Below are 16,938 nucleotides of genomic sequence, written 5' to 3'. Positions count from 1 at the left end.
AAACCTAGCAAAGAATTGGTAAGCGAGACACGATAATGAAAAAAGCCTCAAATGGACGCGCACCAAAGAATAACCGTAAGGCGAAAAGTGCGTCGGCGGGTGATGTGCGCATCATTGGTGGTCAGTTTAAGCGCCGTATTGTAAGTTTTATCGATGCAGATGGCCTGCGTCCGACCCCGGATCGTTTGCGGGAGACTTTATTTAACTGGCTACTCGCTGACATTCATGATGCCCATGTACTCGATAGCTGTGCTGGTAGTGGCGTACTAGGGTTTGAAGCGCTATCTCGCGGCGCTGCCCACACGACATTTATCGAAATCAATCCAGCACAAAGTAACATGCTACGTCAGAGTGCTGAGCAATTACGCCTTGAGACTGCTGCTTATCAAATCATCACTGGCACTGCTGAGCAAGTATTACGTCAAGAGCAGCTGACTGCACGCCCTTTTGATATCGTATTTATTGATCCGCCTTATGCTCAGGATTTATGGCAGCCTATTTTGACGGCGCTTATTACCAATGCATTAATCAATACTGAAACATTAATTTATTTAGAAGCTGATAAAGATTTGTCAGCACAGCTTAAGCAGTTGGAAGCGTCGCTAAATGAGAATTTGGACTCTCAATCAAGCGTTACTCAGCAACCAATCGCTTTTGAATGTCTGAAACAAACCAAAGTCGGACAAGTTGTCGCTGGACTTTATCGTCTATCATCGTCATAATTGTCGGGTTAATGAAAGCCGTTAACGTATTTTACAAATGTTTAGAACCGCTAAAAACTGGCCGACGCTGCAGTTTAATGTATATAAGGCGAAAATAAACCCCAATGCAGCTTGCAAGCGTAGGCGCTACTGCTTATAATGTGCAGTCTGTTTTTTGAGAGCCCCGTTCCCAGCTAAACTCTCAACGAATTCTAATTTTAAGGTTTTATCATGAAAACACTTAGTGCAAAACCAGCTGAAGTGACCCATGACTGGTATGTCGTAGATGCTGACGGCAAAACCCTTGGTCGCTTAGCCACTCAAATCGCAACTCGCTTACGTGGCAAGCACAAGCCTTCTTTTACTCCGCACGTTGATACTGGTGACTTTATTGTTGTCATCAATGCTGACAAAATCACGGTAACGGGTAAAAAAAGCACAAGACAAAAAGTACTATCGTCACAGTGGCTACCCAGGTGGTATTAAAGAAACCAACTTCAATAAGTTGCTTGCACATAAGCCTGAAGATGTTCTACACAAAGCAGTTAAGGGTATGCTTCCAAAGGGCCCTCTTGGCTATGCGATGATCAAGAAGCTGAAACTTTATGCGGGTACTGATCATCCACATACTGCACAGCAACCTAAAGAACTAGACATCTAAGGATATACTTATGGAACGCAATTACGGAACTGGTCGCCGCAAGACGTCTACTGCTCGTGTATTTTTATCAAAAGGTACTGGTAGTATCGTTGTTAACGGTAAGCCACTTGACGAATACTTCAGCCGTGAAACTTCACGCATGGTTGTACGTCAGCCATTAGAACTACTAGACTCTGTTAACGCATATGACTTATATGTAACTGTTGCAGGCGGTGGTATTAGTGGTCAAGCTGGCGCAATCCGCCACGGCATCACACGTGCATTAATCGAAGCTGACGAAACTTTAAAACCTGCTCTAAAAGCAGCTGGTTTTGTTACTCGTGATTCACGTCAAGTTGAACGTAAGAAACTGGGTCTACGTAAAGCACGTAAACGTCCACAGTTCTCAAAACGTTAATCAAAACTATCTCTTATATTTTTGCTGCTGTTGTCTTTTTCTCAGAGCTTCAGTAGCAAAGTTAAATAAGAGTCTGGTTTTGCAAAACCTTATAAGCTGGTCACAGCTTATAGGGTTTTTTATGCCTACTGATACGGCAATAATTAACATGAGTATCTTGTTTCAACGCTGCAAAGTAGAGCGTCTGTAGAAATTCTAACTTGCAAAGCGTTTAACGCTACCCCATCATATCAGTAACTTTTTATTATTTGCCATGATGCCTCAAACCGTGCTGCAGAAGGATATTATGAAAGCGCCAGAACAATTCGACCTAGCAAGCCATCTGCCAATAGCAGCGTGCCGTCTAGCATAAAGCAGTCGCTAAGTCGCCTGCGATACCGGCTGGCACACCGACAATTACCCAAAATCATAAGCGTACAGCGCAAGCAGATAACAAGCCATTTCAGTGGCAGTTTTTATCACCAAAGAATTGGGGCATTTGGTTATTGTTTTTGATAATGCTACCGATGATATATCTGCCGTTACGTTGGCAGTTTTGGCTAGGTCGTAAGCTTGGTATATTGATTTATAAAGCTGCTGGCTCACGTAGACGCGATACATTAATCAACCTGAAGTTGGCATTTCCAGAGAAGCCTGAAGCTGAACGTGAATTAATGGCCAAGCAAGTCTTTGTCAATCAAGGCATTGGCGTGTTTGAAACGTTATGCGCTTGGTTCAGGCCAGATATATTTACTAGAACTGTATCCATATCAGGGTTACAGCATATTGTTAATGCGCAAAATGAGCAGCGGCCAGTTATCCTGCTCGGTGCGCATTATACGATGCTAGATTTGGGTGGCCTATTATGTGCGCAGTTTTTCCCTGTAGACTGTATGTATCGTACACAGAACAACCCTTTATTAGACTGGTTTATTTATAATGGTCGTACCAATATTTTTGGTAAGCAAATCTCTAGTCGTGATATGCGTAGCTTGGTTACCTCTATTAAAGCGGGACATGTCATCTGGTACTCTCCTGACCAAGACTATGGTCTCAAACAAGGTGTCATGGCACCATTCTTCGGTGTGCCCGCCGCGACTATCACTGCATCGCGTCGCATGGCAAAACTGGGTAGCAAAGCACAGCCACCAGCTGTCATGGCATTGCATACTTATCGGCAAACGCCTGACAACTTGCCGCGTGGTAAACGTCCCCATTATCATTTAACAATTACGCCAGAATTAGACAACTATCCAAGTAAAGATGAAGTCGCTGATGCCACTCGGGTCAATGAAGTTTTAGAAGGCTCATTCGTATTGATCCTACACAGTGGATGTGGTTCCATCGCCGTTTTAAACATGGGTCAAACGGTCGTACTGATATCTATAAGTAAGCCTTTATTCCCAAAAATACTGGTGAAGTTTGCTATACTTTGCGGCTAATATTTTGCATTTTAGCTATGCACTGATAATAATTTGATAAACAAAATAACGGATTTTCCATGAGCAATAACAGTACTCCTGACAACCAAGCTTCTGATACTTCAACTGAAGCCAAGCGCATTCTGACTGGTATCAAACCGACTGGTATTCCGCACTTAGGTAACTATGTTGGCGCGATTCGTCCAGCGATTGAGTCTATTCAAAATAGTGATCATGAAGCGTTTTTCTTTTTAGCAGACTACCATGCATCATCGGCTGCTATGACCCTGCTATCATTCATGAGTCGACTAGAGCCATTGCTGCCACGTGGATTGCTTGTGGTCTAGACCCTGAGCGTGTGACGTTCTACCGTCAGTCAGACGTGCCTGAAATTCCAGAACTTGCTTGGATTTTGAACTGCTCATGTGCCAAAGGTTTGATGAACCGCGCTCATGCCTATAAAGCAGCCGTTGATATCAATACAGAGAAAGCCGATGTCGATCCTGATCAAGGTGTCACCATGGGTCTGTTTGGTTATCCCGTGCTAATGGCGGCTGATATCTTGATGTTTAATGCGACCCACGTGCCTGTTGGTCGTGACCAAGTACAGCATATCGAGATGGCGCGTGATATCGCAGGTACTTTTAACCATCGTTATAAGTCGCTTTTCACGCTACCGTCCGCAGTCGTTGATAACGATATACCGCTGCTTACTGGCTTGATGGCCGTAAGATGAGTAAGAGCTATAGCAATACGATTCCCCTATTTGGTGAACCAAACCCACAAGTTAGTCCTGAAAAACAAATGCATAAAGCCATCATGAAAATTGTGACCAACTCACAGCTACCTGATGAACCAAAAGATCCTGATGACTCAGCTATCTTTGAGATTTATAAAGCATTTGCGACCGCTGAAGAGATTGCTGATATGCGTGCGCGTTATGCCGCTGGTATTGGCTGGGGTGACGCTAAGCAAGCTTTGTTTGATAAGATTAATGACGAAATCGCGCCATTCCGTGCACGTTACGAAAAGCTGATGGCCAATCCAAAAGAGCTAGAAGAAATCTTGCAGATGGGTGCGGATAAAGCCCGTCGTCATAGTCGTAAGCAACTAGACAAAGCTCGTCGTGCTATTGGCATCCGTCCGCTTGCTAAGCTTAAATAATCGTTGCTGGAATAGTCGTTTCACTGGCGCAATTTGTTATCAAAGCGGGTGCTAAACGTGCAAACTGAACCAAACACCAAACAGGCGGCTTTGTCTAAAGCCGCCTTATCTGCTATGGCTGATTCAACCTCCGAACTTACAGACAATCAGAGCGAGCTTGATGAGTCAATCAACCATGATATGTCGCTACGTATCTATCAGACGCCTGTGCAGCATTTGCCAGAAGATCTGTATGTACCACCGCAAGCCTTTGCTATTTGGTTAGAGCAATTTGCTGGTCCATTGGATTTTCTATTGTACTTGGTCAAAAAGAACAACGTCGATTTGACCCAAATGCCCATTTTGCCCATCACTGAGCAGTACTTAGCTATATCAGTGAACTAGATACCGAACACTTTGAGTTAGCAGGTGATTATCTGCTAATGGCATCAACGCTCATCGCTATCAAAACCGAGTTGCTATTGCCTGCCCCTGATACTCCAACCGACGAGCGTGACCCAAAAGCAGAGCTAATCGAGCGCCTTGAAGAATACGCGCAAATCAAAGTAGTCAGTCAGCGCTTAGACAATCTAGTACGTCTAGAGCGCGATGTGTTTTTGGCAATGGTTAGTATGCCTGATCAAGACGTTATGAATGCGGAACTGCCAAGCTACTCACCTAACTTGCTGATTGATAGCTTATTTAAAATGCAGCTACAGCCCGACTATCAAATGCACACGATCAAAGTTGATGCGGTACCCCTTGCCGATCGTATTGCCAGTATTAGCAGACAATTAAGTATAGATGGGGCGCGCTCCTTTTATGAGCTACTAGACAAGGCACAAGGTAAAATAGGCGTGGTCGTGAGTTTTGTCGCCGTACTTGAGCTTATAAAGCGGCAGTTAGTTGGTGTGGTCAATATTGAGACAGATAGCGGTATCGTCAACTCTGTTTCCAATAATTCTGATCAGACTAATATGAATAATGAATCCACAAATCTCACATTACAGTGGTTAGCCTAGTAGCCTCTAAGACTATCTCCTAGCCCATTCTCTATGAAAAAAAACATTGAAATAAGAGCATACTTTAGATGGTAGATATTGAATGCCCAAAGCAACATGACGAGACCCGAGACCCAATAACTATGACTACATCTCCATCAGCTGAAGCACAGCATGATTCTTTGGAAGAGATGAGTAAACGTATCGAGGTGCTGCTGCATGCATCGGAGGCACCGCTGACCGCTCACGCATTAAAGAAACATTTGTCATTATCTACTAAAGAATTAAAGCAGACTTTGGAAGTGCTGCAACAACGCTTAGATACAGGTGTGCTTAGGCTACATGAGACCGCCAGCGGTTATCGTTTACAGATATCTGATGACTATAGCAGTCTAATTCAGCGTATTTTTCCGCAGCGTCAGGAACGCCTGAGCCAAGCTTTACTTGAAACCCTAAGTGTCATTGCATACAAGCAACCTGTGACGCGTAGTGATATCGAGCATGTGCGCGGAGTGACATTATCGAGTAATATACTGCGCCAGTTGTTTGATAAAGAATGGATTGTGGAGAAAGGCTTTAAAGATACTCTAGGCCGTCCTGCGTTACTCCATACTACTGCGCAGTTTTTAGATGCGTTTGGATTAAGCCATCTGGATGAACTGCCACCTATGCCTGATATGGAAGCCATACGAGCCATCTCTTAAATTTTCTGCTAAACAAAATATAGTTACTCACATAAAAAGGACAGACCACATAGGGTCTGTCCTTTTTATTGCGTTGCTGATTTCGAACTGATATCAAAACCTAGCAATACGTCTGCTAATTACTGATTAATCACATCAACACCCTTTGGCGGTGTAAATTTAAACTGACTGCTACCAATACTTGGGTTCATCTTAATACCGCTGAACTTGATAGAAGTTGTTTGTCCCAAAGTGTCATTCAATACCATCATGACAGGTTTGCCACCACTAAAACTTATTGAAAGACTTTTAAAACTTGCGCTGTCTGACTTAGGATAGAGCACATAATAGTTTTTGTTGTCATATGGCTGAGTGATTTTAAAGTTTTGATCAATTTTGCTTGGATCACCTGACAGTAGTAACGCTGGTGTATTCCCTACTTGGCTGTCGACATTCTGCTTAGTCGCTTGCTCTAGATCCTTGTCATAAACCCACATAGAATTACCATTAGCAACGATCAACTGCTCTGATGGTGACTTGGTTTCCCAACGGAAGTTATTTGGACGTTGGACACTCATGGAGCCTTTAAACGTACCACTACTCGCGCCTTTGGTCGTTTGGCTAAAATTAGCCGTCATACTCTTGGTATTGGTCAACAATTTGTTCAGACGTTTAGCAGCTGTTAGATTATCAGCAGGAGCTGCGGTAGCCGTTTGAGTCAATGCCATCATTGGCGCTGCGATACCTAGCGATGTCATTAATACACCTGCTAAAGCCCCACTCATCATTTTTTGTTTGGTTGATTTTTTCGTAGATAAGTTCATCATAAATCCTCTCTAAAAAAGCATAATCGCTTTAAAGTTGTCGCTAAAAATAAAATGTTCCATTGAAATTTTTGTTTTCTATAAATACTAATTTTACCAAGCTAAAGCTGGTAACCATCAGCAATGGCAACAGTGTGCCAGTTTTTTTATTACGCGCCTAGTCATGATTTGCAATCTTTACTACGGCTGCCATACACACTTGTAACCAAGACAGTTACACGGTAAAAGTTTGCATTTATAATTATTAGCTACAGTAATTATGCTAATAGTGGCTTTAAAGATATCGCTTAGAATTATTATTAATTTATATCACCCCACAAACGTAAAAAGCCCCTACTACCATAAGGCAGTAAGGGCTTTTTTTAATTATCTGATCATTCTATCCAAAGAATAAAACGATCTAAATAGATAATTATGCGTTTTCAACCGTAACATAACGACGGTTAAATTTACCTTTGGTCGCAAACTTTACAACACCGTCATTCAGTGCAAATAAAGTATGGTCACGACCCATGCCAACGCCTTCGCCTGCGTGGAATTCTGTACCACGCTGACGAACGATGATGTTACCAGCTGTGATAGCTTGGCCACCAAAGATTTTTACGCCTAGCATTTTTGGGTTTGAATCACGACCGTTACGGCTCGAACCGGCAGCTTTTTTTATGTGCCATGAGAAAATCTCCTTGTTAATTTGACTTATCGCTGATGCGATAACTCTTAAGCATTTAGTGCGCTATTTAGCAATAATTGCTAAATGGATAATTAGGCATTAATCGCTTTGATTTTTAACAAGGTATACCATTGGCGGTGACCTTGTTCTTTGTGATAATGCTTACGACGGTTGTGCTTGATGATACGGATTTTTTTCGCCGCGACCATGCTCAACAACTTCAACTTCTACGCTAGCACCGTCAACAACAGGCTGACCGATTTTGACGTTATCGCCGTCAACAACCATCAACACGTCTTCAAATTTGATTGTTTCGCCTTTTTCTGCTTTTAGTAGTTCAACTTTAAGCAATTCATCGACGACTACACGGTGCTGTTTACCACCAGTTTTGATTACTGCGTACATTGTATGACTCCGTTTAACCCGTGTGCCGTGGCTGATGTTATACCAACGCTTTTACGACGAACACGACAGGGAAAAATTAAAGGCAAGATTTTACGGCTTTTTGCTCATAAAAGCAAGCCGCGCCTCTCGTTTTTGCAAGGTAGTTACACTAATGACCATCTCTCATTTGGCTATAACTGCTGCTCATCAAGGAAAGTCGATAAACGACAATGCGAATATAAACATGAGAAATAGTAATGATAAGTGATAGATTAAGCCCAACAGCGGCCATTATAACTTATGCAATCAGTTACTTACAGCCCTTTATGAATCATTTATGTGACCAATAAGCTTAAAGTGAGCTAGAGAATATATCTGTAAAACATAAGAAATTTCTTATCGTTTTTATTCTATTCAATAGGCATAGTAAGCCTATATATCATACGCCTGACCTACTTGTGCTATATACTTTAACCAACAATTTAAGCAGATAGCTATGCTATCATAAGCGAAATAATACCTTACCTATAGATAGATAAAGTCAAGGTTATACCAACTCTCTTTACTCTTATTAATATGACTATTTATTATGACTAGTACCTCTTTAAATAATACCGTGCCTGCCCCTCAATCGACGCCTAGCTATGCTGATATTCAAAGTATTGTAGCCAATGACTTTGAGGTGATGGACAAGCAAGTGTTTGGCAGTTTGAACTCAAAAGTACAACTCGTCATGAGCGTCTCGCAACACGTGATAAATGCTGGTGGCAAGCGTATGCGTCCGTTGATTACATTGCTTTGCGCACGTATGTTTGATGACAATCCTTCAGAAAAGGCCATGCATCTAGCAGCTATCACTGAAATGCTACATACCGCTACCCTAGTCCACGACGATGTCATCGATGAGTCAGGGCAACGCCGTGGAAAACCGACGGCAAATGCAACGTGGGACAACGCCACTGCCGTGTTGGTCGGTGACTATTTGATTGCTCGCGCGTTCAATCTGTTGGTTGGTTTTCAGAGCTTGCCATTGTTACAAGTGTTCTCTGATGGGACCTGTGATATTGCTGAAGGCGAAGTGTTACAGCTACAGCACCAACATAACCCTGCCGCGACAGAGGAAGATTACTTACGCATTATCGATGGCAAAACTTCACGCCTGTTCATGATGGCGACCCAAGGTGCTGCTATCTTGCAAGACAAGACAGCATATATGACGGCATTGGGCGATTTCGGACAGCATTTTGGTAATGCGTTCCAAATTACCGATGATGTGCTCGACTATAGTGGCGACAGTGAAGTGATGGGCAAAAACTTAGGCGATGATCTTGCTGAAGGCAAACCTACCCTACCGACTATCAAAGCACTCGAGCTACTCAAAGACAGCGACACTGAAGGCTATGAGCAGTTACGTATTGCCGTTCAGACAGGTAAGACACCAAATGCTGAACAGCTTATTGAATTGGTACGTAGTTCTGGCTCATTGGCTTATTGTAAGCAGCGCGCTCTAGAAGAAACTAAACTGGCACAAGATGCACTGAGTACGCTACCAGACAACCGTTATCGTACAGGCTTATATCAATTGACTGAACTCGCTAGCGCCCGATTAGTATAATTAACGCTGAGTCGTCTGTGTTATTAACTGATTAAGACGACTCTTTTTTTTGACAGAATTTTTTTAGCATGGCTTTTTAGCAAACTCCTTCAGCAATTGATGAATAAGAAGCTCATAAATTAAGAAGTACCTTTTCAAAAACTAGCATGTCAGCCAAATCGTTACCTTTCTTTAAGTTTCATACATTCTTGCAGTACTATAATCGTATAAGGCTTTTTGGACAGTCGGTCAAAGTTTGATGACGTTTGTTAGAGAGATACTGATAGTTATTTTTTATGACTGTAATTAGGGGTTGCTAAAATTGTCATTTTGTTGACAAAGTCGATTTTCTATCGTTTAAAAACCCTAGTTACTATAGGGTTTTAGATTTATAACAAAAGTTTACAATATATTTTGATACTAGGTTGTGCATGGTTCTATTAGCTGTTAATAGAGACGACGCTTACTATGACGGTAATCTATTAATTCGTAAACTGTAATATTACCGCTTTTCGATCCAGCTCGTATTGCAAACTACTTGACTGTGGGGTTACCCCAATAGTTTATAATGACTCGTTAAATTTATTAATCAATTCTGTGGTTTGCTTAAACAATTAATGCTAAATAATCCTTTCGATACTTAATCCATATCGATGTCAGATTTCCTATTAGTTATATTTCACTGACGGAATAATCTGAAACTGGAATAAATAATGCTAGCTTAGGCTATTTATTCTCTTTATTCAGCATTAGCAAGTTATTTAGTATTAGCAAGACCCTTATATTCAGTACGCCAAACTTATTGATCGATTTTTATACTGTCACTATTTATATATATTGCCGAGGACATTGATGAAGCACTCTTATCTTGCGCTTGTAATAGCATCTGTACTATCTGGAGCTGTACTGGTTGGCTGTGACAACAACGAGGACGCCGCTGGTGAGCAAGCCGCACAGCAGCAAATGCCGCCTGCGGTTGTCAACGTTCAGACAGTCACTCTCGATACCGTCCCTCAAGTACAAACTTTTTCTGGTCGTACTGCAGCTTATCAAACTGCTGACGTCCGCCCACAGGTCAACGGTGTGATTGACGAAGTACTATTCCGTGAAGGAAGCAACGTCAAGAAAGGTCAGCCACTGTATCGCATCAACACCGATAACTATGCCTCATCTGTAACGAGTGGCCAAGCTGCCGTACAGCAATCACAGGCTAACTATCAAACTGCTGTGGCAAACAATGCCAATGCAAAAGCTGAGCTAGTCAGTCGTCAAGCGTCATTAGCACAAGCACAAAATGACTTACAACGTCTGCAAGGTCTGGTCAGTATTGATGCCATCTCAAAGCAGCAGTACGATCAAGCACAAACAGCCGTACGTACAGCACAAGCAGCAGTACAAAGTGCCGCCGCCGCTGTCGGTCAAACTCAAGCAGGTATTGAGAGTGCAAAAGCAGGCATTCAGACTGCAAAAGCAGGTTTAGAAGCCAGTACCTTAGATCTAAACCGTACAATCGTACGCGCACCGCTAACTGGTCGTACTGATCGCTCTAGCGTCACTGCTGGTACTCTGGTCAGTGCTGGTCAAGCAGATCCCTTGGTAACTATTTCACGCTTAGACCCTATCTACGTTGATATCAGCCAGTCTTCTTCTGAGTTGCTCAAGCTTCGTCAGCAGATCGCAGATGGTACTGCTCAGCCGGGTATGAACTCAGTCGAATTGGTGCTAGAAGATGGTTCTGTCTATCCAGTACGCGGTAAGCTTGCACTGTCTGAAGCCAAAGTTGATGAGTCAACAGGCGCTGTCACCTTGCGTGCTATTTTTCCAAACAGCAATAACATCCTGCTACCAGGTATGTATGTCTCGGCACGTTTGACGCAGAGCGTTATTACCAACGCGGCTCTTGTCCCGCAAAGTGCGGTCACTCGTACGCCTAAGAGTGAGACGCAAGTCTATATCGTTGACGAAAATAATAAAATCCAAGTACGTCCGGTCACCATTAATGGTACTTACGATGGACAATGGGTTGTCACTGATGGCTTGAAAGCAGGTGACAAAGTGGTTGTGATTGGTGGTGCTAAGGTCAAGCCTGACCAAGAAGTGGTCGCTAAACCATTAGAAAGTGCAAATCCAGCACCAGCTGCACAAAGTGCGCCTAATACCAAAACGCCGCAGCAAGCCGCAAAAACGATGGATAAAAAGCCAGCTGGCGACGAGACTTCTACCAAAAAACCAACAGAAGCCGCTGCCAACTAATTCCATTCAAGACAGGAAGACTTAGGGATATACTATGTCACGTTTTTTTATTAATCGCCCTATTTTTGCATGGGTGCTGGCTGTTTTGGTCATGCTCATCGGGGTGATATCCGTTCTTAATCTACCGATCGAACAGTATCCACGTATTGCACCGCCGACTATTTCGGTCAGTGCAAGCTATCCTGGTGCTAATGCACAAACCGTCGAAAACTCAGTGGTACAGATCATTGAGCAACGTATGAAAGGCCTCGATGGTCTGATGTATATGTCGTCATCGAGCTCGTCAAATGGTAGCGCTTCAGTGACGCTTACCTTTGAAAACGGCACAGATCCTGACACAGCTCAAGTACAAGTACAGAACAAACTGCAAGCCGCGATGAGCTCGCTACCTGAATCGGTGCAGCGTCAAGGTGTCAACGTCAATAAATCGTCTAGCAGCTTTTTGATGGTGCAAGCATTTATTTCTGAAGATGGCACCATGGATCGGGCAGATATTGCCGATTATATTAACTCTAATGTCGTCGATTCGATCAGTCGTGTAGAGGGTGTGGGTGAAGTTCAAGTCTTTGGCTCTACCTATGCGATGCGTGTATGGCTTGACCCTTCACGCCTACGTAGCTACAACATGATACCTTCAGATGTCGTCAATGCGATACGAGCGCAGAACGCGCAAGTATCTGCCGGTCAGTTAGGTCAAGCCCCTGCTGATACCGACCAACAGGTTATCAATGCTACGGTCACGGTGCAAAGCTATCTTCAAACGCCTGAAGAATTCCGAAACATTCTACTAAAAACAGATACCTCAGGCGCACAAGTGCGCTTAGGCGATGTGGCAGATGTCGAGATTGGCAGTGAAAACTATAGCGTTGTGTCTTTATACAATGGTCAAGAAGCAGCCGGTTTAGGTATTTCACTCGCTGGTGGCGCAAACGCCCTTGAGACTCGTGAAGCCGTCGGCGCACGTATGGCTGAGCTGGAAAAAAACTTCCCAATTGGTCTAGCCTCAGTCGTTCCGTATGACACCACACCATTTGTACGCTTGTCTATCGAACAAGTCGTTATGACCCTCATTGAAGCGATTGTGTTGGTATTTATCGTTATGTTCATTTTCTTACAGAACTGGCGTGCCACCATTATCCCGACCCTTGCCGTACCTGTCGTACTCTTGGGTACCTTTGCAGTGTTGTATATTGCAGGCTTTAGTATCAACGTCTTGACCATGTTTGCTATGGTATTGTCCATCGGTCTACTGGTCGATGATGCGATCGTCGTCGTAGAGAACGTCGAGCGAATACTAGAAGAAGATCCTCACATCTCTATCAAAGATGCAACTATCCAGTCAATGGGTGAAATCAGTAAAATCGTTATTGGTATTGCGCTTATCTTGTCTGCAGTATTCGTACCGATGGCCTTCTTTGGTGGCTCAACAGGTGTGATTTATCGTCAGTTCTCTATCACGCTGATTACCAGCATGGTGCTCTCTGCCATGGTCGCGCTTGTATTTACCCCTGCCTATGTGTGACATTGCTGAAACGTGGCAAAAGTCATGAAAAAGGCAGTACCGAAAAGCAAAAAGGCTTCTTTGGTTGGTTCAACCGCGGCTTCTTTAAGCTAAGCCGCTCTTATGAAAACTTCGTCGGCAAAAGTATTCGTTTCAAATGGCTATATATGATTGGTTATGCAGCCATTATCGGTATCATGGCGGTCGTATTCTTACGTATTCCAGGCTCGTTTTTACCAGAAGAAGATCAAGGCATTATGTTTACCTTGGTTCAGCTTCCTGCGGGCTCTACATTAGATGAGACGCAAGACGTACTGGATAAAGTTAGAAACTATTATGATACTCAAGAGACCGACAACATTGCCTCTGTCTTTACCGTTGCAGGCTTTAGTTTTGCAGGTCAAGGTCAAAATATGGGTCTGGCGTTTGTACGCTTATCAGACTGGGAGGAACGCTCGGGCGATGAAAACACCGCTCAAGCTGTCGCTGGTCGAGCAATGGGGTACTTCTTTACTCAGCTGAACGAAGCACAAGTATTTGCCATCGTCCCACCCGCGATTACCGAGCTTGGTAATGCCAGTGGTTTTGACTTAATGATTCAGGACAGTGGTAACCTCGGACATGACGGGCTACTTGAAGCCCGAAATATGCTCTTAGGTATGGCGGCACAGAACGATCAAGTAGCTGGCGTCCGTCCTAACGGGCAAGAAGATTCGCCACAACTTAAAGTAAATATCAATCAAGAACAAGCGGCGGCTTATGGCCTGTCACTAAGCAATATCAATAGCGTTATCTCAACAGCGTGGGGCTCAAGCTACGTTAATGACTTTATCGATCGTGGCCGTATCAAACGTGTCTATGTACAAGGTGAAGCCAGCAGTCGTACCAACCCTGATGACATTGGCAAATGGTATGTACGAAATGACATGAACGATATGATTTCGTTTGATGCATTCTCTAGTAGCGAGTGGCAGTCAGGCTCACCGCGTCTTACTCGTTACAACAGCCTACCGTCAATGAACATCCAAGGTAGCGCCGCACCAGGTCTAAGTACTGGTGAAGCAATGAGCTCAATGGAAGCGATGATAGACAAGCTACCTGAGGGTATCAGTTACGAGTGGACAGGTATGTCATTGGAAGAGCAAAAATCAGGTGCCCAAGCGCCAATGCTCTATGCGCTTTCAATCCTAGTTGTCTTCTTATGTTTGGCAGCTTTGTACGAAAGCTGGTCGATTCCTTTCTCTGTGCTACTAGTGATTCCACTTGGGGTATTGGGTGCAGTGATATTTACCTGGCTACGTGGTTTTGCCAATGATATCTACTTGCAGGTTGGTCTACTGACTGTCGTTGGTCTATCCGCCAAAAACGCCATTTTGATTATCGAGTTTGCGAAAGAACACCAAGAGGAAGGTTACAGTCTTAGAGAGGCCGTCATGACCGCAGCACGCCAGCGTTTGCGTCCGATTATCATGACCTCACTTGCCTTTGGACTGGGTGTTGTGCCATTATTCTTGGCGAATGGGCCAGGTTCAGGCAGTCAAAACGCTATTGGTACTAGTGTTGTTGGTGGGGTAATCACAGCAACCCTCTTAGGTATCTTCTTTATCCCAATGTTCTATATCTGGGTGCGTAGTGCGTTCCCGCATAAATATGAGAACAATACACCCAATGATAAAGATGGTGGCAATGGTACGCCTAACTCGCATAACCCAACACCTTCTGAGAGTTATCAGCCTGCAAGTCTTGGAGACAATACACAATGAGTGCTCAAAAAACATCTATCACTAACTCGTCATCGGTAGCTATTACAGCTATCGATGCGCAGCCAGCACTATCTCGTTTGCGCAAAAACAGTGGCCGCCTGTTAGGGCTGACTGCATTGGCAATCAGCATGGCCGCTTGTAACACCATTCCAAAAGCGGATATGCGTCCTGTGCTAGCAGAGCCGAATTTCCCTATGCAGCAATCTTACGGTGCATTTGATAAAGAGACTGTCAGTAGTGCTGACCAAGCAAGCATTGCCAGTCAACGCTGGCAGAATTTTTATAGCGATGAGCGTCTAAAAGGTCTGATTGCTCTCGGTCTTGAAAAAAACAAAGACTTTGAGAGTGCGCGCCTAGCGATTGAAAAAGCACGTGCACAGTATCAGATTACCGATATTAATGACTTACCTGCTATTAATGGCAGTGCTGGTTACACTCGTTCAGCACAAAACGCAAAAGACAAAAATCCTAGTAGTGGCTATAATGTCGATCTAGGATTGGCAAATTATGAGCTGGATTTTTGGGGTAAAATTGCCAGCCTAAAAGACCAAGCATTGCAGAATTTCTTGGCGACGACAGCGGCGAAAGATTCTACTCAAATCAGCTTAATTAGTAATATTGCGCAAAGCTACGCCAATCTAAGCTACAGCTTGGCACAGTTAAAACTGGCTGAAGCTACAGTCGAGAGTCGTGAGCGTTCGCTATTTATCGCGGATAAACGTTTTGAAGCAGGTATTGACGCAAAACTGCCTTCATTGCAGGCTGCTGCCTCATTAGAGAGTGCCAAGCTTGCCGTATTACGTGCACAGACCAGCGTTCTCCAATCACGCAATGCATTGCAGTACTTGGTTGGTGGCGCTATTCCAAACGAGCTTATCCCAACACCTGCTGTCAGCAATATCACTAGCCAGCAGATATTTAATGCCGGTCTACCAAGTGAATTACTACGTTATCGTCCTGACGTACTACAAGCGGAATACAATCTAAAAGCGGCTGGTGCAAATATCGAAGTGGCCCGTGCCTCTTACTTCCCATCTATTAGCTTAACCAGTAGTGTGGGCGTCAGTAGCGGCAGCCTAAATGACTTGTTCAAAAATGGTGCCGTTGGCTGGTCGTTTGGACCTAGCATTAGCGTCCCTATCTTTGATGCAGGCCGTCTAGATGCCAACTATGATGTGGCTCAAATCGAACGTGAACAAACGCTTGCTAGCTATGAGAGCTCTATCCAAACGGCATTCCGCGAAGTGTCAGATGTACTTGCTACTCGTGCAACTCTTGGTGAGCAGTTAGAAGCGCAGTATCGTCTGCAAGATAATTTTGAGCAGACCTATCAGATAGCAGATGCGCGCTTTAAAGCAGGTCTGGACAATTACTTAGACGTACTTGATGCGCAGCGTTCACTGTTCTCTACTCAGCAAGGTATCCTAGATTTAGAGCTACAGAAAATCGTTAGCCAGATTGAGCTGTACCAAGCGCTTGGTGGCGGAGCGAATCTTGATGTACCGTCTGTCATTCCTGTACCGCAGCACACCAACTTGGCGCAGATTGTCACTGGAACTGCTACTAGTGCAAAAACCAAAGCGACAAATGCCATCAAAGCAGCTGGTTCAGCGCGTGTGACTACCCCGCAAGAAGCTGTCGCCATCAAGCAATCTCAAACGACAAAAACCACCACTTTTGAACCTACCGCCATCGTCGATGTGAATGATGATGGTAGAAAAGATGCAGCTGTCGGTGTGGTGACTGAAGAGACTCGCTTCAATGATGCGAGCGTTGAACAAGTGCCTGTGACACAGATTGTCGAGCCTTAAATGATGGGCTCATAATCTCGTGACGTAATCGTATCTTTACGTTGATAGTCGATAAGTATCGTCAGCCCTGCCGACTTAACTTGGTAGGGCTTTTTGCTTTTATTAACGTCTTTTGGTTATAGTAGGCTCACTTTATGCAGGCTCTCTTTATA

General features: G+C 43.9%; 8 protein-coding genes and 6 pseudogenes. 11 read left to right on the top strand and 3 right to left on the bottom strand.

The window, feature by feature from the left end; all coding sequences use genetic code 11:
- Nucleotides 1–35: 35 nt before the first annotated feature.
- From rsmD to scpB, 7 genes and pseudogenes are all read left to right on the top strand, one after another.
- The gene (gene rsmD, locus TT11_RS06595; protein ID WP_261869665.1) at nucleotides 36–722 is read left to right on the top strand and encodes a 16S rRNA (guanine(966)-N(2))-methyltransferase RsmD; all 687 of its coding nucleotides are present in this window, start codon (nucleotides 36–38) and stop codon (nucleotides 720–722) included.
- Nucleotides 723–932: 210 nt separating this feature from the next.
- Nucleotides 933–1,362, top strand: a pseudogene (gene rplM, locus TT11_RS06590) (50S ribosomal protein L13).
- 10 nt (nucleotides 1,363–1,372) lie between these two features.
- Nucleotides 1,373–1,759, top strand: coding sequence for a 30S ribosomal protein S9 (gene rpsI, locus TT11_RS06585; protein ID WP_101206364.1), 387 nt, complete (start codon nucleotides 1,373–1,375; stop codon nucleotides 1,757–1,759).
- A gap of 395 nt (nucleotides 1,760–2,154) precedes the next feature.
- A pseudogene (locus TT11_RS06580) lies at nucleotides 2,155–3,131 on the top strand (lipid A biosynthesis acyltransferase).
- A 108-nt stretch (nucleotides 3,132–3,239) separates the two neighbouring features.
- Nucleotides 3,240–4,323: pseudogene (trpS, locus tag TT11_RS06575) on the top strand (tryptophan--tRNA ligase).
- 180 nt (nucleotides 4,324–4,503) lie between these two features.
- Nucleotides 4,504–5,324, top strand: a pseudogene (locus tag TT11_RS06570) (ScpA family protein).
- Between the two features lie 122 nt (nucleotides 5,325–5,446).
- Complete coding sequence (gene scpB, locus TT11_RS06565; RefSeq protein WP_261869663.1) at nucleotides 5,447–6,007, top strand: SMC-Scp complex subunit ScpB; 561 nt, start codon at nucleotides 5,447–5,449, stop codon at nucleotides 6,005–6,007.
- A 119-nt stretch (nucleotides 6,008–6,126) separates the two neighbouring features.
- On the opposite strand, the gene lolA is transcribed toward scpB, so the two are convergent.
- From lolA to rplU, 3 genes and pseudogenes are all read right to left on the bottom strand, one after another.
- A complete protein-coding gene (gene lolA, locus TT11_RS06560) occupies nucleotides 6,127–6,813 on the bottom strand; it encodes an outer membrane lipoprotein chaperone LolA (RefSeq protein WP_057761010.1) in 687 nt (228 codons plus the stop codon).
- 409 nt (nucleotides 6,814–7,222) lie between these two features.
- A complete protein-coding gene (gene rpmA / locus TT11_RS06555) occupies nucleotides 7,223–7,474 on the bottom strand; it encodes a 50S ribosomal protein L27 (RefSeq protein ID WP_261863726.1) in 252 nt (83 codons plus the stop codon).
- Between the two features lie 98 nt (nucleotides 7,475–7,572).
- Nucleotides 7,573–7,885 (bottom strand): annotated as a pseudogene (gene rplU / locus TT11_RS06550) (50S ribosomal protein L21).
- Between the two features lie 568 nt (nucleotides 7,886–8,453).
- On the opposite strand from rplU, the gene TT11_RS06545 reads away from it, so the two are divergent.
- The 4 genes and pseudogenes from TT11_RS06545 (at nucleotide 8,454) to TT11_RS06530 (ending at nucleotide 16,786) form a co-directional block, all read left to right on the top strand.
- Complete coding sequence (locus TT11_RS06545; RefSeq protein WP_261869661.1) at nucleotides 8,454–9,479, top strand: polyprenyl synthetase family protein; 1,026 nt, start codon at nucleotides 8,454–8,456, stop codon at nucleotides 9,477–9,479.
- Between the two features lie 831 nt (nucleotides 9,480–10,310).
- The gene (locus TT11_RS06540; RefSeq protein ID WP_261869660.1) at nucleotides 10,311–11,711 is read left to right on the top strand and encodes an efflux RND transporter periplasmic adaptor subunit; all 1,401 of its coding nucleotides are present in this window, start codon (nucleotides 10,311–10,313) and stop codon (nucleotides 11,709–11,711) included.
- A 34-nt stretch (nucleotides 11,712–11,745) separates the two neighbouring features.
- Nucleotides 11,746–14,975 (top strand): annotated as a pseudogene (locus TT11_RS06535) (efflux RND transporter permease subunit).
- The gene (locus TT11_RS06530; protein ID WP_261869658.1) at nucleotides 14,972–16,786 is read left to right on the top strand and encodes an efflux transporter outer membrane subunit; all 1,815 of its coding nucleotides are present in this window, start codon (nucleotides 14,972–14,974) and stop codon (nucleotides 16,784–16,786) included. The pseudogene TT11_RS06535 and the gene TT11_RS06530 overlap by 4 nt, the downstream one beginning before the upstream one ends.
- The last annotated feature ends 152 nt before the right edge of the window (nucleotides 16,787–16,938 follow it).

It is taken from the genome of Psychrobacter sp. JCM 18901 (assembly GCF_000586435.1).
Lineage (GTDB): Bacteria > Pseudomonadota > Gammaproteobacteria > Pseudomonadales > Moraxellaceae > Psychrobacter.
This window is presented reverse-complemented; position numbering and strand designations above follow the sequence as displayed.

Coding starts and splice junctions, on each gene's coding strand:
- rsmD (WP_261869665.1), top strand. CDS start 36: ATGAAAAAAGCCTCAAATGGACGCGCACCAAAGAATAACCGTAAGGCG.
- rpsI (WP_101206364.1), top strand. CDS start 1,373: ATGGAACGCAATTACGGAACTGGTCGCCGCAAGACGTCTACTGCTCGT.
- scpB (WP_261869663.1), top strand. CDS start 5,447: ATGACTACATCTCCATCAGCTGAAGCACAGCATGATTCTTTGGAAGAG.
- lolA (WP_057761010.1), bottom strand. CDS start 6,813: ATGATGAACTTATCTACGAAAAAATCAACCAAACAAAAAATGATGAGT.
- TT11_RS06545 (WP_261869661.1), top strand. CDS start 8,454: ATGACTAGTACCTCTTTAAATAATACCGTGCCTGCCCCTCAATCGACG.
- TT11_RS06540 (WP_261869660.1), top strand. CDS start 10,311: ATGAAGCACTCTTATCTTGCGCTTGTAATAGCATCTGTACTATCTGGA.
- TT11_RS06530 (WP_261869658.1), top strand. CDS start 14,972: ATGAGTGCTCAAAAAACATCTATCACTAACTCGTCATCGGTAGCTATT.